We start from the raw sequence: 15,246 nt of genomic DNA, 5'->3' as shown, positions 1-15,246 counted from the left end.
GGCTACCCTATCCAGCCCCGGACACGGCGAAGGGCCCCCGTCCGGTGTACGGACGGGGGCCCTTCGACCGTGGCGTGGCGACGCGCTCGATCAGTGGTGGCCGTGGCCGCTCGTGATCTCCTTGTACTCCTCGACGGAGGGCTTCGGGATCTGGTTGTCGTCGCCGTAGTAGGCGCTGCTCAGCTTGGCGCGGAGCTTCTCGACCCCCTTGATCTTGCGCTCGACACCGTTCTCGTCGACCGCCGGGCCGACCTGGGCCGGCTCGTACTGGTAGTGGGCCGTGAGGGTGTGCAGTTGCTCCTGGCTGAGCGGCTCGTGCACCTCGATGTACTCACCGTGCGGCAGCCGCTTGATGATGCCGGTCTCGCGACCGTGCAGCACCTTCTCGCGGTCCCGGCGCTGCAGGCCGAGGCAGATCCGCTTGGTGATGATGAACGCGATCACCGGGCCGACGAAGAAGAAGATCCGGACGAACCAGGTGACGGCGTTGATCGACAGGTGGAAGTGGGTGGCGATGAGGTCGTTGCCACCACCGACCAGGCCGATCATGTACACGGTCACCCAGGCGACACCGAAGCCGGTACGGGTCGGGGCGTTGCGCGGGCGGTCCAGGATGTGGTGCTCGCGCTTGTCGCCGGTGACCCAGGACTCGATGAACGGGTAGACCGCGATCGCGGCCAGGACCAGGCCGAAGAGCATCAGCGGGATGAACACGCCCAGGACGAGCGTGTGACCCCAGAAGTTGATCTCCCAGCCCGGGAAGTAGCGGATCAGACCCTCGGCGAAGCCCATGTACCAGTCGGGCTGGGCGCCGGTGGACACCTGGTCCGCACGGTAGGGGCCCATGGCCCAGATCGGGTTGATCTGGGTGGTCGCCGCGATGACCGCGATGACACCGAAGACCAGGAAGAAGAAGCCTCCGGCCTTGGCCATGTAGACCGGCAGCAGCGGCATGCCGACGACGTTCTTCTCGGTCTTTCCAGGTCCCGCGAACTGCGTGTGCTTGTGGTAGAAGACCAGGATCAGGTGGCCGACCACCAGGCCGAGCATGATGCCCGGCAGCAGCAGGATGTGGATCGAGTAGAACCGGGACACGAAGTCGTGGCCGGGGAACTCGCCGCCGAAGATGAACATCGTGAGGTACGTGCCGACGATCGGCATCGACAGGATCGCGCCCTCGGTGAAGCGGACACCGGTGCCGGAGAGCAGGTCGTCCGGGAGCGAGTAACCGGTGAAGCCGGTGAACATGCCCAGGACGAACAGCAGGAAGCCGAACAGCCAGTTGATCTCACGCGGCTTACGGAACGCGCCGGTGAAGAACACACGCATCATGTGCACGAACATGCCGGCGAGGAAGATCAGCGCGGCCCAGTGGTGGATCTGCCGGATGAGCAGACCACCGCGCACGTCGAAGGAGATGTGCAGGGTCGAGCTGAACGCCTCGGACATCAGCTGTCCCTGGAGCGGGACATAGCTGCCGTGGTACTCCACCTCGGTCATCGACGGATGGAAGAACAGCGTCAGATAGACACCCGTCAGGATGATGATGATGAAGCTGTACAGGCAGACCTCGCCCAACATGAACGACCAGTGGTCGGGGAAGATCTTGCGCATGTTGGACTTGGCCAGGGAGTAGATCCCGAGCCGGCCGTCGGCCCAGTCGGCGACGCGCTCGCCGGCCGGTGCCTTCCCGCGAGAGGAACGGCCCGCCGCGCCAGCGGCAGATGCATTCGTTTCGTTGGGTGTAGTGCTCATCCGCGCTCCCAGAAAGCAGGACCGACGGGCTCCTCGAAGTCGCCGAGCGCCTGGAGGTAGCCCTCCTCGCTCACGCCGATGCGCAGCTGCGGCAGGGCGTGACCGGCCGGGCCGAAGATCACTCGGGCTCCGTCGGAGAGGTCGAAGGTGGACTGGTGGCACGGGCAGAGCACGTGGTGGGTCTGCTGCTCGTACAGCGAGATCGGGCAACCGACATGGGTGCAGATCTTCGAGTAGGCCACGATGCCCTCGTGCGCCCACTCGAGCTCGCGCTTGTCCTTGATGTTGTCCGGCTGCAGCCGGACGATCATCAGGGCCGCCTTGGCGATCTTGTTCTGGAATTCCTCGTCGGTCTCCTCCAGGCCCTCGGGCTTGGCGAAGGTCAGCGAGCCGACGGTGACGTCGGAGGGACGCAGCGGCTCGTTGGTGTTCATGTTGACGAGGAGCTTGCCCTTCGACCACTCCGTGTGGCGGAGCGAGGTGCCGGGCAGCGGGCCGAGGTCGCGCAGCAGCACGACGCCGGAGAGCGGGACCAGGGTCAGCGCACCGAACATCGTGTTGCGGATCAGCTTGCGGCGGCCGATCCCCGACTCCTTGGCGCCCTCCTTGAAGTCCGCGTGGACCTTGGCACGGACCTCGGGAGGGGCCTCGATCGGGTGCCGCTCGTCGGCGACCTCCACATCGGACATCAGGGTGCGGGCCCAGTGGACCGCACCCGCGCCGATGCAGAACAGCGCCACCCCGAGGGTCAGGCCCAGCGCGAAGTTCAGCGCGCTGATGTGACCGAGCGGGAAGACGAAGATCGACTTGTCGCGCGGGATCGTGACATACGAGGCGATGAAGCCGACGGTGGCCAGCATCGACACCGTGAACAACAGGGCCACGACGCGCTCGGACCGCTTGGCGGCCCGTTCGTCGATGTCCTGGATCCGGTGCTCGTGGGGCGGCAGACCCGGGTCCGCGAACGGGTACCTCTCGTCCGCGACGCCCACCGCTACGTGCGCGTGGTCCTGCTCAGCGGGCAGGTTCTCTTCTGGAATGTCTTGGCTACTCATGACTTCTTGGCCTTTGCGGTCCGAGCGGCGACCCAGACGGCGACCGCGATCAGGGCACCGAGACCGAAGACCCACGAGAACAGACCCTCGCTGACCGGCCCGATGCCGCCCAGGTCAAGACCGCCGGGGTTCGTCGTCTTGCTGCTGTTGACCGCGTTCAGGTACGCGATGATGTCCTTCTTGTTCTTCTCCGGCATCGTCGTGTCGGGGAAGGACGGCATGTTCTGCGGGCCCGTCTGCATGGCCTCGTACATGTGCTTCGGATCGACGCCCGACAGGTCAGGCGCGAACTTGCCCTCGGTCAGCGCGCCTCCCTTACCGACGAAGTTGTGGCACTGCGCGCAGTTGGTGCGGAAGAGCTCGCCGCCCGCGGCGATGTCGGCACCGGCCGGGCTGTACTGCTCCTTGGTCGGCACCTCGGGACCGGGGCCCAGCGAGGCGATGTACGCCGCGAGCTGGTCGATCTGGGCCTGGGTGTAGATGTTCTTCTTCTTGAGGACCTGGGGGCCCTGCGAGGTGGCGGCCGGCATACGGCCGGTGCTCACCTGGAAGTCGACGGCCGCGGCGCCCACGCCGACCAGACTGGGGCCGTCGGACGAGCCCTGACCGCCGGTGCCGTGGCAGCTGGCACAGCCGACCGAGTAGAGCTTCTTGCCCTCCTCAATGGTCAGGGACTGGGAGGTCTCATCGGCCTGCGCCTTGCCCGCGGGTGCGAACGCAGCGTACAGCCCCCCAGTGGCCGCCAGCGCGAGGAGTAGGACGACGACCGCCGCCAGCGGATGGCGTCGTCGTGCGGAGAGCTTTTTCACGGATTACCCCGGTGTCAGGATCTTCTGCGTCGATGCTTCTGGGTTGTGCGCTTCTGCAGCGCGTGGAGCCGGCCCGGCTACTTGATCAGGTAGATCGTGGCGAAGAGGCCGATCCAGACGACATCGACGAAGTGCCAGTAGTAGGACACGACGATGGCCGCGGTCGCCTGCTCGTGCGTGAACCGCTTCGCCGCGTAGGTGCGGCCGAGGACGAACAGGAAGGCGATGAGGCCGCCCGTCACGTGCATCCCGTGGAAGCCGGTGGTCAGATAGAACACCGAGCCGTACGGGTCGGAGGAGAGCGAGATCCCGTCGTCCTTCACCAGGCTGGTGTACTCGTAGATCTGACCGCCGATGAAGATCGCGCCCATCACGAAGGTGACGATGAACCAGCCCCGGAGCTTCTTCACGTCCCCGCGCTCGGCAGCGAACACGCCGAGCTGGCAGGTGAGGGAGGAGAGCACCAGGATCGTGGTGTTGGTCGCGGAGAACGGAATGTTGAGATGGCTCGCCATCTCCTTCCAGTGATCCGGACCTGTCACCGATCGCAGGGTGAAGTACATCGCGAAGAGGGCCGCGAAGAACATCAGCTCGGAACTCAGCCAGATGATGGTTCCTACGCTGGTGAGGTTCGGCCGATTGACCGACGGGTGCGCGTGCCCGGTTTCTACTGTCGTTGCTGTCGCCACGACCGACATTATGTCGGTCGCTTATCTCGGGCTCACTCCGGGGGGTGCCGTTCGGAGTGTTAGCACCGTGTGTACTGCCCGGATGGCCCATCGAAGCGGTGTTCCAACAGGTGTTGACGCGATGTTCGGGGGAGTAGCATCCGGCGCATCGGTCCTGTCCGTACGACGACTCCCGTCCCCGCGCATCGGAGGAACAATGCAGCCGACCGCCACGGTGCTGGTCTACAGCGACGACTCCAACACCCGCGAGCAGGTACGGCTGGCCGCAGGCCGGCGGCCGGCTCCCGATGTGCCGTTCGTCGAGTTCGTGGAGTGCGCGACGCCCCAGGCCGTCGTCACCGAACTGGACAAGGGCGGGATCGACGTGTGCGTGCTGGACGGCGAGGCCGTGCCGCTGGGGGGCATGGGGGTGTGCCGGCAGATCAAGGACGAGGTCTTCAACTGCCCGCCGGTGCTGCTGCTGATCGGGCGGCCGCAGGACGCGTGGCTCGCCACGTGGAGCCGTGCGGACGCGGCTGTGACGCTTCCGGTGGATCCGGTGGAGTTCGCCTCGGCGCTGGCCGCGTTGTTGCGGCAGCGGCGGTTGCAGAGCGCCTAGGAGGGCGGGGCGCGGGTCGTGTGCGCGCGTGCGGGCCGGTGGCGGCCGTTCGCGCCCACGCGGCGGTAGCCGCATAACGAATACAGTCCCGCGCCCCCTATCGGGCGCTTGCCCCTCAGGGCGTTTCACAGGGCAGCCGGCTGCACTCTCACCGCGTCCCCCGGCTTCGGGCCGTCCGGGGTGCCGTTGACGAGGGCGCTGCCGTTGCGCCAGTCCTTCCAGGCGAGGTTCCAGTCGCCGAAGCCGTTGCCGAAGTGCTCCATCTCCTCGCCCTTGGAGTTGACGACCTTCACCAGGTCGCCCGGGTGGACGGTGTTGAAGAACCACTCGGCGTTCGAGGTGTTCATGCCGGTGCAGCCGTGGCTGACGTTCTCGTAGCCCTGGGAGCCCACCGACCAGGGGGCGGCGTGGACGTACTCGCCCGACCAGGTGACCCGGGTGGCGTAGTAGACCGGGAGGTCGTACGAGTCCGAGGTGCCCTCGGCGATGCCGACCGTGGTGCCGCGCATGCGTACGAAGTACTGCTTCTCCAGTACGACCTTGACGCCGTTGCGGGTCTCGAAGCCGGACTTGCCGGTGGTGACGGGGATCTGGTTGATCTCCTTGTCGTTCTTGTACACCGTCAACTGGTGGGCGGCGGCGTCCGTGACGGCCAGGAGCTTGTCGCCGGTGGTGATTTTCAGGGGCTTGGCCGCGCCGCCCCACAGACGGTCGCTGATCTTGACGCCTTCCAGGTTGCTGTGCGCCTGGATGGTGGCGTGGGCGGGCCAGTAGTCCTTGGGCCGGTAGTGGAGTTCCTTGTTGCTCACCCAGTACCAGGACCCCTCCACGGCGGGGATGGAGTCGACCCTGAGGGCACGCTCCACGACGGCCCGCTGGGCCTTGTCCTTGACCTCGTGATCGAGTTGGGCGGTGACGGGCTGGCCCACGCCGTACTCACCCGCCTTGGGGCCGAAGGTGACCTTCAGCCGCTGCTGGGTGGTGGGCATGCTGGTGTCGAAGGTGAGGACCTTGCGGCCGGGCGCGCCGTCCTCGTCCTCGGTACTGACATGGACCGTGTAGTGGGCGTTGGCGGCCAGCGGGGAGGTGCTGTGCCAGCGACGGCCGTCGGCGTCGAGTTCGCCCGCCACATGGCGACCGGTGGCGTCCTCGGCCGTGACGTCCGTGATCCGGTCCTCGTCGCTCTTGGCGACGACCTCCAGCGGCTTGTCCGGATCGGCCCGCTTTCCCGCGCCGGTAGGGGTGTTGAAGGAGACCTGGTCCGCCGCGTCGTACGGCTTGCCCGACAGCGGGTTGCCGTCCGATCCGCAGGCGGTGACGCCCGCGCCGAGGGCGGTCACCAGCAGGGTGCAGCTGACGACGGTACGGGCGCACGGAGAGTGACTCATACGGTCACGCTATGAGACGTTTTCCATACTGGCACGCCAGGTAATCCGTACGGGTGACCCGGCACTGCGCCGAAGGTGGGACGCCCCGGAAAGCAGGAGCCCGGACCCTCCTGGGAGAGGGTCCGGGCTCCTGATGCGCTCGGTGTGTGCTTACTGCGTGCGGCTCTCACCGTGGTAGTACTCGAACACCCAGCCGAAGAGGCCGATCAGGATGATGGGCGCCGAGAAGTACAGCAGCCACCAGCCGACGGCCACACCGAGGAAGGCCAGCGCGCCACCGACACCGAGGGCGAGCGGCTGCCAGCTGTGCGGGCTGAAGAAGCCCAGCTCGCCGGCTTCGTCCGCGACGTCGGCCTCCTTGTTGTCCTGGGCACCGGCGTCCACCCGCGAGGCCGTGAAGCCCAGGTAGAAGCCGATCATGATGCACAGGCCGAAGGCCAGGAAGAGCGCCGTGGTACCGGCCGGCTCCTTCGACCAGACGCCATAGACGATCGCCATGGCGAGGACGAAGACGCTCAGCCACACGAACATGCGGCCCTGGATCTTCACTTGCCGGCCTCCTTGCTGCCCGTGACAGCGGCGGCGTGGCCGCCGTGCTCCAGCTGCTCCAGGGCGGCGATCTCGGGGTGGTGCAGGTCGAACGCCGGGGATTCGCTGCGGATCCGCGGCAGGGTGAGGAAGTTGTGCCGCGGCGGCGGGCAGGAGGTCGCCCACTCCAGCGAACGACCGTAGCCCCACGGGTCGTCGACGCCGACCGGCTTGCCGTACTTGGCCGTCTTCCACACGTTGTAGAGGAACGGCAGGACCGACAGGCCGAGCAGGAAGGAGCTGATCGACGAGATCGTGTTCAGCGTGGTGAAGCCGTCGGCCGCCAGGTAGTCGGCGTAACGACGCGGCATGCCCTCGGCGCCCAGCCAGTGCTGGACCAGGAAGGTGCCGTGGAAGCCGATGAACAGCGTCCAGAAGGTGATCTTGCCGAGGCGCTCGTCGAGCATCTTGCCCGTCATCTTCGGCCACCAGAAGTGGAAGCCGGAGAACATCGCGAAGACGACCGTACCGAAGACCACGTAGTGGAAGTGCGCCACCACGAAGTACGAGTCGGAGACGTGGAAGTCCATCGGGGGCGAGGCCAGGATGACACCGGTGAGACCACCGAAGGTGAAGGTGATCAGGAAGCCGGTGGCCCAGAGCATCGGGGTCTCGAAACTCAATGACCCCTTCCACATCGTTCCGATCCAGTTGAAGAACTTCACGCCGGTCGGTACGGCGATGAGGAACGTCATGAAGGAGAAGAACGGCAGCAGCACACCGCCGGTGACGTACATGTGGTGCGCCCACACCGTCACGGACAGACCGGCGATCGCGATGGTGGCCGCGATCAGACCCATGTAGCCGAACATCGGCTTACGGGAGAAGACCGGGATGACCTCGGAGATGATGCCGAAGAACGGCAGCGCGATGATGTACACCTCTGGATGGCCGAAGAACCAGAAGAGGTGCTGCCAGAGCAGGGCTCCGCCGTTTGCCGCGTCGAAGACATGTGCCCCGAATTTCCGATCCGCCTCCAGCGCGAACAGCGCGGCGGCGAGGACGGGGAAGGCGAGCAGGACCAGGACGGCGGTCAGCAGCACGTTCCACACGAAGATCGGCATGCGGAACATGGTCATGCCGGGGGCCCGCATGCAGATGATCGTGGTGATGAAGTTGACCGCGCCGAGGATCGTGCCGAAGCCGGAGAAGGCCAGACCCATGATCCACATGTCGGCGCCGATGCCCGGCGAGCGGACCGCGTCCGACAGCGGGGAGTAGGCGAACCAGCCGAAGTCGGCCGCGCCCTGCGGGGTGAGGAAGCCACCGACCGCGATCGTCGAGCCGAACAGGTACAGCCAGTAGGCGAACATGTTCAGCCGCGGGAAGGCGACGTCCGGCGCGCCGATCTGGAGCGGCATGATCCAGTTCGTGAAGCCGGCGAACAGCGGCGTCGCGAACATCAGCAGCATGATCGTGCCGTGCATCGTGAACGCCTGGTTGAACTGCTCGTTCGACATGATCTGCAGACCGGGGCGAGCGAGCTCGGCGCGCATGAGCAGCGCCATCACGCCGCCGATCAGGAAGAACGCGAACGACGTGACCAGATACAGCGTGCCGATGGTCTTGTGGTCGGTGGTCGTCAGCCACTTCACCACGACATTGCCGGGCTGCTTGCGCCTGACCGGCAGCTCGTCAGCGTACGAGCCTTCAGCGGCCGCGGCACCCTGGGGTTCGTTGAGGATGCTCACAGTACGTTCGTCTCCCGGTTCTTCTCGTGGCTCGTCTGCGCGATGCCGGCGGGAACGTAACCGGTCTGCCCCTTCTTGGCGAGGTCCTTGAGGTGCTGCTGGTAGCGCTCGGGCGAGACGACCTTCACGTTGAACAGCATCCGGGAGTGGTCGACGCCGCAGAGCTCCGCACACTTGCCGCGGAAGGTGCCCTCCTGGTTGGGGGTCACCTGGAACGCGTTGGTGCGACCCGGGATGACGTCCATCTTCATCAGGAACGGCAGCACCCAGAAGGAGTGGATGACGTCACGCGAGGTGAGGACGAAGCGGACGGTCTCCCCCTTGGGGAGCCAGAGCGTCGGACCGGGGTTGCCGGTCTGCGGGTTCCTGGTACCCGGCGTACCGACGTCGTAGACGCCACCGGCGTTGGCCGGGAAGTCCTTCTTGAACCGGTCCGGAATGGCGTCCAGGTTCGCGTCGGTCTTCGCGTCGCCCGTGACACCGTCGACGGGCGCGACGTAGTTGAAGCCCCAGCTCCACTGGAAGCCGACCACGTTCACCGTGACGTCGGGCTTCTTGTCGGTGAGGCTGAGGAGCTTCGTCTCGTCCCGGGCCGTGAAGTAGAACAGCACCGAGATGATGATGATCGGCACCACCGTGTACAGGGCCTCGATCGGCATGTTGTACCGGGTCTGGGCCGGAACCTCGATCTTGGTGCGGCTGCGCCGGTGGAAGATGGCGCTCCAGATGATCAGACCCCACACCAGCACGCCGACGGCGAGCGCGGCGGCCCAGGACCCCTGCCACAGGGAGAGGATCCGCGGAGCCTCTTCCGTGGTCGGGGTGGGCATACCAAGGCGGGGGAAGTCCTTGTATGTGCAACCGGTAGCGGTCGCCAGGACCAGGCCCGCGGTCATTGCCTGCAGCAGCTTCCGCCGCATCGGGCGCCGCGGCGAGCGGTCGGAGCCGTTGGGACTCACGTAGCGCCTTCCCGAGAGTCTCGCCCGCGCGGTTCGGCTGCGGCCTTCTCGCTGGTCGGTCGCCGCCCTGCGTCGGGCAGGGGTTTGGATGTTTATGCGGACCAAACCCTACTGGACGCCATTTGGGGTCGCGCGGGGAGGGTCCCTAACGCGCCGTGGGTCACCCCCAAGGGGGTGGGATGACCCACGGGGTCTGTTTTCTGACGGGGGTTCGGGCCGCCCACCAGCTCGATTTGCCCGGGGCGTACGCGGCGGCGGGTGCGTCGTGCCTGATCGCGCCCCGCGACGAAGCCGCCCATCTCACAGCCCCTCGCCCCCTCGGGGCGTCTAGCGTTGCCGTATGTCCTATTTCGATGCCGCCTCCTCCGCCCCTCTCCATCCCGTGGCCCGTCAGGCGCTGTTGGCCGCACTCGACGACGGCTGGGCCGACCCGGCGCGCCTGTACCGCGAGGGACGCAAGGCCCGCATGCTGCTGGACGCGGCCCGGGAGGCGGCTGCCGAAGCCGTCGGCTGCCGGGCCGACGAGCTGACGTTCACCCCGTCCGGCACGCGGTCCGTTCACACCGGCATCGCCGGGGCGTTGGCAGGGCGGCGCCGGGCTGGACGTCACCTGATCGTGTCAGCCGTCGAACACTCCTCGGTGCTTCACTCGGCCGAGGTCTTCGAGGCCGACGGTGGAGAGGTGACCCGCGTGCCGGTGGCACGGACGGGCGCGGTGGACGCCGAGTCGTACGAGGCGGCTCTGCGGCCGGACACCGCGCTCGCCTGCCTTCAGTCCGCCAACCACGAGGTGGGGACCGTGCAGCCGGTGGCAGCGGTGGCCGAGGTGTGCCGGGCGGCCGGGGTGCCGTTGCTGGTGGACGCGGCCCAGTCGCTGGGCTGGGGGCGGGTCGAGGGCGACTGGTCGCTGCTGACGGCGAGCGCGCACAAATGGGGCGGGCCGAGCGGGGTCGGGCTGCTGGTCGTGCGCAAAGGGGTGCGGTTCGCCGTCCAAGGCGCCTCGGACGAGCGGGAGTCGGGGCGGGCGCCGGGGTTCGAGAACCTCCCGGCGATCGTCGCGGCGGCCGCCTCGCTGCGGGCCGTACGGGCGGAGGCCGAGCAGGAGGCCGTACGGCTGCGGGAGCTGACGGCGCGGATCCGGGCGCGGGTCCCGGAGTTGGTCCCGGACGTGGAGGTGGTGGGGGACGCGGACCGGCGTCTGCCGGGCATCGTCACCTTCTCCTGTCTCTATGTCGACGGAGAGACCCTGCTCCACGAACTCGACCGCGAGGGCTTCTCCGTGTCGTCCGGATCCTCCTGCACGAGCAGCACGCTCACGCCCAGCCATGTGCTGAAGGCGATGGGCGTGCTGAGCGAGGGGAACGTGCGGGTGTCGCTGCCGGCGGGGGCCGCGCAGACGGATGTGGAACGGTTCCTGGAGGTGCTGCCGGGAGTGGTGGCGGGGGTGCGGGAGAAGTTGGGCGCCCCGATGCCGGCGACGGCGGTCCGCTCCGAGGAGACGGTCGTCGACTCGCTGGGCAAGCGGTGCCCGATCCCCGTCATCGAACTGGCCAAGGTCATCGGGGCCGTGCCGCTGGGCGGCACGGTCCGCGTCCTGTCGGATGACGAGGCGGCACGGCTGGACATCCCTGCGTGGTGCGAGATGCGGGGCCAGGAGTACGTCGGTGAGGAGCCCGCGGAGAGGGGAACGGCGTACCTGGTCCGCCGGGTCAGCTGACTCGCTGAGGGGCGCGGGCGGTGTCGGTTCGGCCGAGCGCTTGCCGCCGGCCGGGCACCCGCGCCCGGCGGCGTCAGACCAGATGCCCCCGAACCTCGTCGGCCGCCTCGTCCCCGTACGCCTTCGTGAACCGCTCCATGAAGTGCCCGCGGCGCAGCTGGTACTCCTGGGTGCCCACGGTCTCGATGACGAGAGTCGCCAGCATGCAACCCACCTGGGCCGCCCGCTCCAGCGAGACACCCCAGGCGAGCCCTGACAGGAACCCGGCCCGGAACGCGTCGCCGACGCCCGTCGGGTCGGCCTTGCGCTCCTCGTCGGGGCAGCCGACCTCGATGGCGTCCTCGCCGGCCTTCTCGATCCGCACCCCGCGCGCACCGAGCGTGGTGACCCGGTGACCGACCTTCGCGAGGATCTCCTCGTCGCTCCAGCCGGTCTTGGTCTCGATCAGCCCCTTCTCGTACTCGTTGGAGAAGAGGTACGTCGCGCCGTCCAGCAGTATCCGGATCTCGTCGCCGTTCATCCGGGCGATCTGCTGGGAGAAGTCGGCGGCGAAGGGGATGGAACGGGCGCGGCACTCCTCCGTGTGGCGGAGCATGCCCTCGGGGTCGTCCGCGCCGATCAGGACCAGGTCGAGGCCGCCCACCCGGTCGGCGACGGTCTTCAGCTCGATCAGGCGGGCCTCACTCATCGCGCCCGTGTAGAAGGAGCCGATCTGATTGTGGTCGGAGTCGGTCGTGCACACGAAACGCGCGGTGTGCAGGGTCTCGGAGATGCGGACGGAGTCCGTGTCGACGCCGTGCCGGCCGAGCCAGGCCCGGTACTCGTCGAAGTCGAAGCCCGCCGCGCCCACGAGGATCGGCCGGGTGCCGAGCTGTCCCATGCCGAAAGCAATGTTCGCGCCGACGCCGCCCCGGCGCACGTCCAGGTTGTCGACCAGGAAGGACAGCGAGACCGTGTGCAACTGGTCGGCGACGAACTGGTCGGCGAAGCGGCCGGGGAAGGTCATGAGGTGGTCGGTGGCGATGGAGCCGGTGACTGCGATGCGCACGGCTGGAACTCTCCTGAGGGGGAGGCGTTATTGACAGTTAACGCTACCGGGTCGGCGGGGGCGCCCTGAAGGTGGCAAAACTACCCGATAGTAGATCTTTCTTCGCGGCGCTCGGCGTGCATACCGTTCGGTCATGACGAACCTCAAGGTCCACGCCCCCGCTCCGGCCGACCTCGACGGCGACCTGGCGTCGCTGCGCGGTGACTGCGCGCGGATGGCCCCGCACTGGGCGGTTCCTGATCACAGCGATGCCCGGCCGGTGCCGCCGTCACTCATCCACGGGGTGACCGTGCCGAAGAAGTCGGCCAAGCTGCTGGACGCGATGTCCGAGTACGGCGACTAGCTGTATTGACCCGCAGGGTCACTACCCCCATGCCGCCCGGCGCGTTTCCAGGGAACCGCGCGCTCCCCTCCCGCGTCCCATCGCCGTCCCCCGTGAAGGGGAGACGGGATACGACAGGCGGCAAGGAGCGATGCGGTGAAGAGCGAGCGACCCGAGAACGACGACGACACGGCCGCGGGCACCGCCGGGGAGGCCCCCGAGGCCCAGGAGCCGACGGAGTCGCCGAAGGCTCCCGAGACCGACGCCCGGTCCACCGCGGGGCCCGCCGAGAGCACCGCACCCGAGCCCCCGGAGCGGGAGCGAACCCCGGCCGATCCGAAAACGGCCCCCGAGCCGACAGCGCCCCCCGCCGCAGGGGCGATACCCGGGCCCGCCGGAAGCCCCCAGCCGGACACGGCCCCCACCACGGCCGAGGCTCCCCAGCCGGATACGGCCCCCGAGCCGGAAGTGGCCTCTCCTTCCGGTGCTCCCGAAGTGCCCGAGGCGCCCGGGGCCGACCGCCCCGCCCGCCGCCGCTCCCCCGCCGTCGTCATCGCCTCCGTGGCCGCCGCCGTACTCCTGGTAGGTGGCGGAGGCGCCTATCTCGCCGCGAGCACCGGCTCCGGCGGTGGTACGGGGGCCGGGACCGGGGACTCCGGTGGCTCCACTCCTCCGCCGCTCGCCCTTGACGGTTACTCCTCCGGAGGCAACGGCATAGCCCCCGGCGAGCCCAACCCCTACGGCGTGACCTACACGGCGGGCGGAACACTCCCCGACGGCCCCCGCTCGGCCACGGTGTACCAGCCGTCCGGTGAGGTCTCCCAGGACCGGGTGGCCGAGCTGGCGAAGGCGCTCGGGGTGGAGGGGACGCCGGTCGCCGAGGGCCAGATGTGGAAGGTCGGCACCGACAAGGACGGCTCCGGCGGAAGTCTGCAGGTGAACAGGGCAGCCCCGGGCATCTGGACGTACAGCCGCTACGCCCCCGGCACCGACAACTGCGAGGGCACGCTCGTGTGTACGCAGGATCCGGCGGCGCCGGCCGGTGATCCCGTGAGCGTCTCCGCCGCGGAGAAGGCGGCGGCGCCGGTTCTGAAGGCGCTCGGCCAGGACGACGCGAAGCTCGACGCGAGCCAGGTCACGGGCGCCCGGCGGGCGGTGAACGCCGATCCGGTCGTGGGCGGACTGCCGACGTACGGCTGGACGACCGGCCTGACCGTGAGCCAGCGGGGCGAGGTCGTCGGCGGCAACGGGATGCTGGCGACGCCGGCCAAGGGCGACACGTATCCGGCGCTGAGCGCCGCGAAGACGCTGGACCTGATGAACGCGGCGCCCGGCTCCGACCACCGGATGGGCATCGGCGGCTGCGCCAGTTCGGTACCGCTGAAGGACCGGCTGGAGCAGCCGTGCGCCGGGTCGACGCCGTCCGCTTCCCCGGCCTCCTCGGCCGTGATCCAGCACGCGGTGTTCGGGCTGGCCGCGCAGTCCGTCGCCGCCCGGCAGGCGCTGGTGCCGTCCTGGCTGTTCCAGGTGCGCGGCGCGGCGGACTCGTACACCGTCACCTATCCGGCGGTGGAGCCGAAGTACCTGGCCTCCGCCTCCTCGCCGGCGCCGAGTTCCTCCCCGGGGACGCCGAAGGACGTGAAGGTGGACGGCTACACGGCCGACGGCAGGAATCTGACCGTCGCCTTCACCGGCGGGGTGTGCGCCGACTACAAGGTCTCCGCGGACGAGGGTTCGGAGCAGGTGGTGGTCAAGGTGACCGAGACGCCCTGGCCGGACAAGATCTGCATCATGATCGCCAAGCAGTACCACCAGACGGTGCGTCTCGACGCGCCGCTGGACGGCCGGAAGGTGGTCGGCACGGACGGCATGGCGGTCCCGAAGGAGAAGGCGACCACGCTCGACCCGCAGGTGGGCTGAGGACACACGAAGGCGGCGGCCCCTCGGAGAGGGACCGCCGCCTTCGTTCTGCTCTGCCGTGCCGGCCGGCCGGTCGGCTCAGCTGAAGGAGTCGCCGCAGGCGCAGGAGCCGGTCGCGTTCGGGTTGTCGATCGTGAAGCCCTGCTTCTCGATGGTGTCGACGAAGTCGATCGAGGCGCCGCCCAGGTAGGGAGCGCTCATGCGGTCGGTGACGACCTTGACACCGCCGAAGTCCTTGACGACGTCACCGTCGAGGGAACGCTCGTCGAAGAAGAGCTGGTAGCGCAGGCCGGAGCAGCCACCGGGCTGGACGGCGACACGCAGGGCGAGGTCGTCGCGGCCTTCCTGGTCGAGCAGGGCCTTGACCTTGGCCGCGGCGGCGTCACTCAGGATGATGCCGTCGGTGGCGGTGCTGGTCTCGTCCGATACGGACATCTACATCTCTCCCGGGTTGTACGGAGACTGCTTGCCGACGAGTGCAACCGGCGGGGCCGCTGTTTCATTCCGGGCCGGCATACGCGTCCTCGCGTTTTTCTCTGTCTTCATGCTCGCACATGCCCGAAGTCACGCACAGCGGCCTGTGGACGAGGGTGACGACCGTACTCCGTGACATTCCCACAAGGGGACCATCCGGCGGCCACCTCCCCGCAACTCTCCCGTATGGCACCGGGATTCACGTCACATCGACACAATGGGCTTCGTCAAAG

At 68.2% G+C, this 15,246-nt stretch carries 14 protein-coding genes; 4 read left to right on the top strand and 10 right to left on the bottom strand.

Annotation, left to right across the window (positions count from 1 at the left end):
• Nucleotides 1-90: 90 nt before the first annotated feature.
• The 4 genes from ABZ396_RS36560 to ABZ396_RS36545 form a co-directional block, all read right to left on the bottom strand.
• Nucleotides 91-1,755 carry a ubiquinol-cytochrome c reductase cytochrome b subunit gene (locus ABZ396_RS36560; RefSeq protein ID WP_358921107.1) on the bottom strand — a complete coding sequence of 555 codons (1,665 nt, stop codon included), beginning with the start codon at nucleotides 1,753-1,755 and terminating at the stop codon, nucleotides 91-93.
• Nucleotides 1,752-2,810: a Rieske 2Fe-2S domain-containing protein gene (locus ABZ396_RS36555; protein WP_358921105.1), complete on the bottom strand. Its 1,059-nt coding sequence runs from the start codon at nucleotides 2,808-2,810 to the stop codon at nucleotides 1,752-1,754. The genes ABZ396_RS36560 and ABZ396_RS36555 overlap by 4 nt, the downstream gene beginning before the upstream one ends.
• A complete protein-coding gene (locus ABZ396_RS36550) occupies nucleotides 2,807-3,619 on the bottom strand; it encodes a cytochrome c (protein WP_358921103.1) in 813 nt (270 codons plus the stop codon). The genes ABZ396_RS36555 and ABZ396_RS36550 overlap by 4 nt, the downstream gene beginning before the upstream one ends.
• Nucleotides 3,620-3,696: 77 nt before the next feature.
• Complete coding sequence (locus ABZ396_RS36545) at nucleotides 3,697-4,317, bottom strand: heme-copper oxidase subunit III (RefSeq protein ID WP_358921101.1); 621 nt, start codon at nucleotides 4,315-4,317, stop codon at nucleotides 3,697-3,699.
• Between the two features lie 187 nt (nucleotides 4,318-4,504).
• On the opposite strand from ABZ396_RS36545, the gene ABZ396_RS36540 reads away from it, so the two are divergent.
• The gene (locus tag ABZ396_RS36540; protein WP_358921099.1) at nucleotides 4,505-4,906 is read left to right on the top strand and encodes a hypothetical protein; all 402 of its coding nucleotides are present in this window, start codon (nucleotides 4,505-4,507) and stop codon (nucleotides 4,904-4,906) included.
• 125 nt (nucleotides 4,907-5,031) lie between these two features.
• On the opposite strand, the gene ABZ396_RS36535 is transcribed toward ABZ396_RS36540, so the two are convergent.
• The 4 genes from ABZ396_RS36535 to coxB all read right to left on the bottom strand — a co-directional run bounded on the left by ABZ396_RS36535 (nucleotide 5,032) and on the right by coxB (nucleotide 9,532).
• Nucleotides 5,032-6,294, bottom strand: a complete 1,263-nt coding sequence (locus tag ABZ396_RS36535; protein WP_358921097.1) for an Ig-like domain-containing protein — start codon at nucleotides 6,292-6,294, stop codon at nucleotides 5,032-5,034.
• A gap of 150 nt (nucleotides 6,295-6,444) precedes the next feature.
• Nucleotides 6,445-6,843, bottom strand: coding sequence for a cytochrome c oxidase subunit 4 (locus ABZ396_RS36530; RefSeq protein ID WP_358921095.1), 399 nt, complete (start codon nucleotides 6,841-6,843; stop codon nucleotides 6,445-6,447).
• Nucleotides 6,840-8,573 carry a cytochrome c oxidase subunit I gene (gene ctaD, locus ABZ396_RS36525; RefSeq protein ID WP_358921093.1) on the bottom strand — a complete coding sequence of 578 codons (1,734 nt, stop codon included), beginning with the start codon at nucleotides 8,571-8,573 and terminating at the stop codon, nucleotides 6,840-6,842. The genes ABZ396_RS36530 and ctaD overlap by 4 nt, the downstream gene beginning before the upstream one ends.
• Nucleotides 8,570-9,532: a cytochrome c oxidase subunit II gene (gene coxB, locus ABZ396_RS36520; RefSeq protein WP_358921091.1), complete on the bottom strand. Its 963-nt coding sequence runs from the start codon at nucleotides 9,530-9,532 to the stop codon at nucleotides 8,570-8,572. Before coxB ends, ctaD begins: the two co-directional genes overlap by 4 nt.
• A 340-nt stretch (nucleotides 9,533-9,872) precedes the next feature.
• Between coxB and ABZ396_RS36515 the strand changes: the two genes are divergently transcribed.
• Nucleotides 9,873-11,249 (top strand): aminotransferase class V-fold PLP-dependent enzyme, encoded by a 1,377-nt coding sequence (locus ABZ396_RS36515; protein ID WP_358921089.1) that lies wholly within the window; start codon nucleotides 9,873-9,875, stop codon nucleotides 11,247-11,249.
• Between the two features lie 73 nt (nucleotides 11,250-11,322).
• On the opposite strand, the gene ABZ396_RS36510 is transcribed toward ABZ396_RS36515, so the two are convergent.
• Nucleotides 11,323-12,297 (bottom strand): carbohydrate kinase family protein, encoded by a 975-nt coding sequence (locus ABZ396_RS36510; protein WP_358921087.1) that lies wholly within the window; start codon nucleotides 12,295-12,297, stop codon nucleotides 11,323-11,325.
• 133 nt (nucleotides 12,298-12,430) lie between these two features.
• On the opposite strand from ABZ396_RS36510, the gene ABZ396_RS36505 reads away from it, so the two are divergent.
• Complete coding sequence (locus ABZ396_RS36505) at nucleotides 12,431-12,640, top strand: hypothetical protein (RefSeq protein WP_358921085.1); 210 nt, start codon at nucleotides 12,431-12,433, stop codon at nucleotides 12,638-12,640.
• A 135-nt stretch (nucleotides 12,641-12,775) separates the two neighbouring features.
• Nucleotides 12,776-14,539 carry a hypothetical protein gene (locus tag ABZ396_RS36500; RefSeq protein ID WP_358921083.1) on the top strand — a complete coding sequence of 588 codons (1,764 nt, stop codon included), beginning with the start codon at nucleotides 12,776-12,778 and terminating at the stop codon, nucleotides 14,537-14,539.
• Nucleotides 14,540-14,617: 78 nt separating this feature from the next.
• Here the strand turns inward: ABZ396_RS36500 and ABZ396_RS36495 are convergent, their stop codons facing one another.
• Complete coding sequence (locus tag ABZ396_RS36495; protein ID WP_030951236.1) at nucleotides 14,618-14,974, bottom strand: iron-sulfur cluster assembly accessory protein; 357 nt, start codon at nucleotides 14,972-14,974, stop codon at nucleotides 14,618-14,620.
• Between the last annotated feature and the right edge of the window lie 272 nt (nucleotides 14,975-15,246).

Origin of the sequence: Streptomyces sp. NPDC005866 (assembly GCF_040629895.1) — a bacterium.
In the GTDB taxonomy this organism is placed as follows: domain Bacteria; phylum Actinomycetota; class Actinomycetes; order Streptomycetales; family Streptomycetaceae; genus Streptomyces.
The sequence above is the reverse complement of the archived record's forward strand: the minus strand, read 5'-3'. Positions and strand labels throughout refer to the sequence as shown.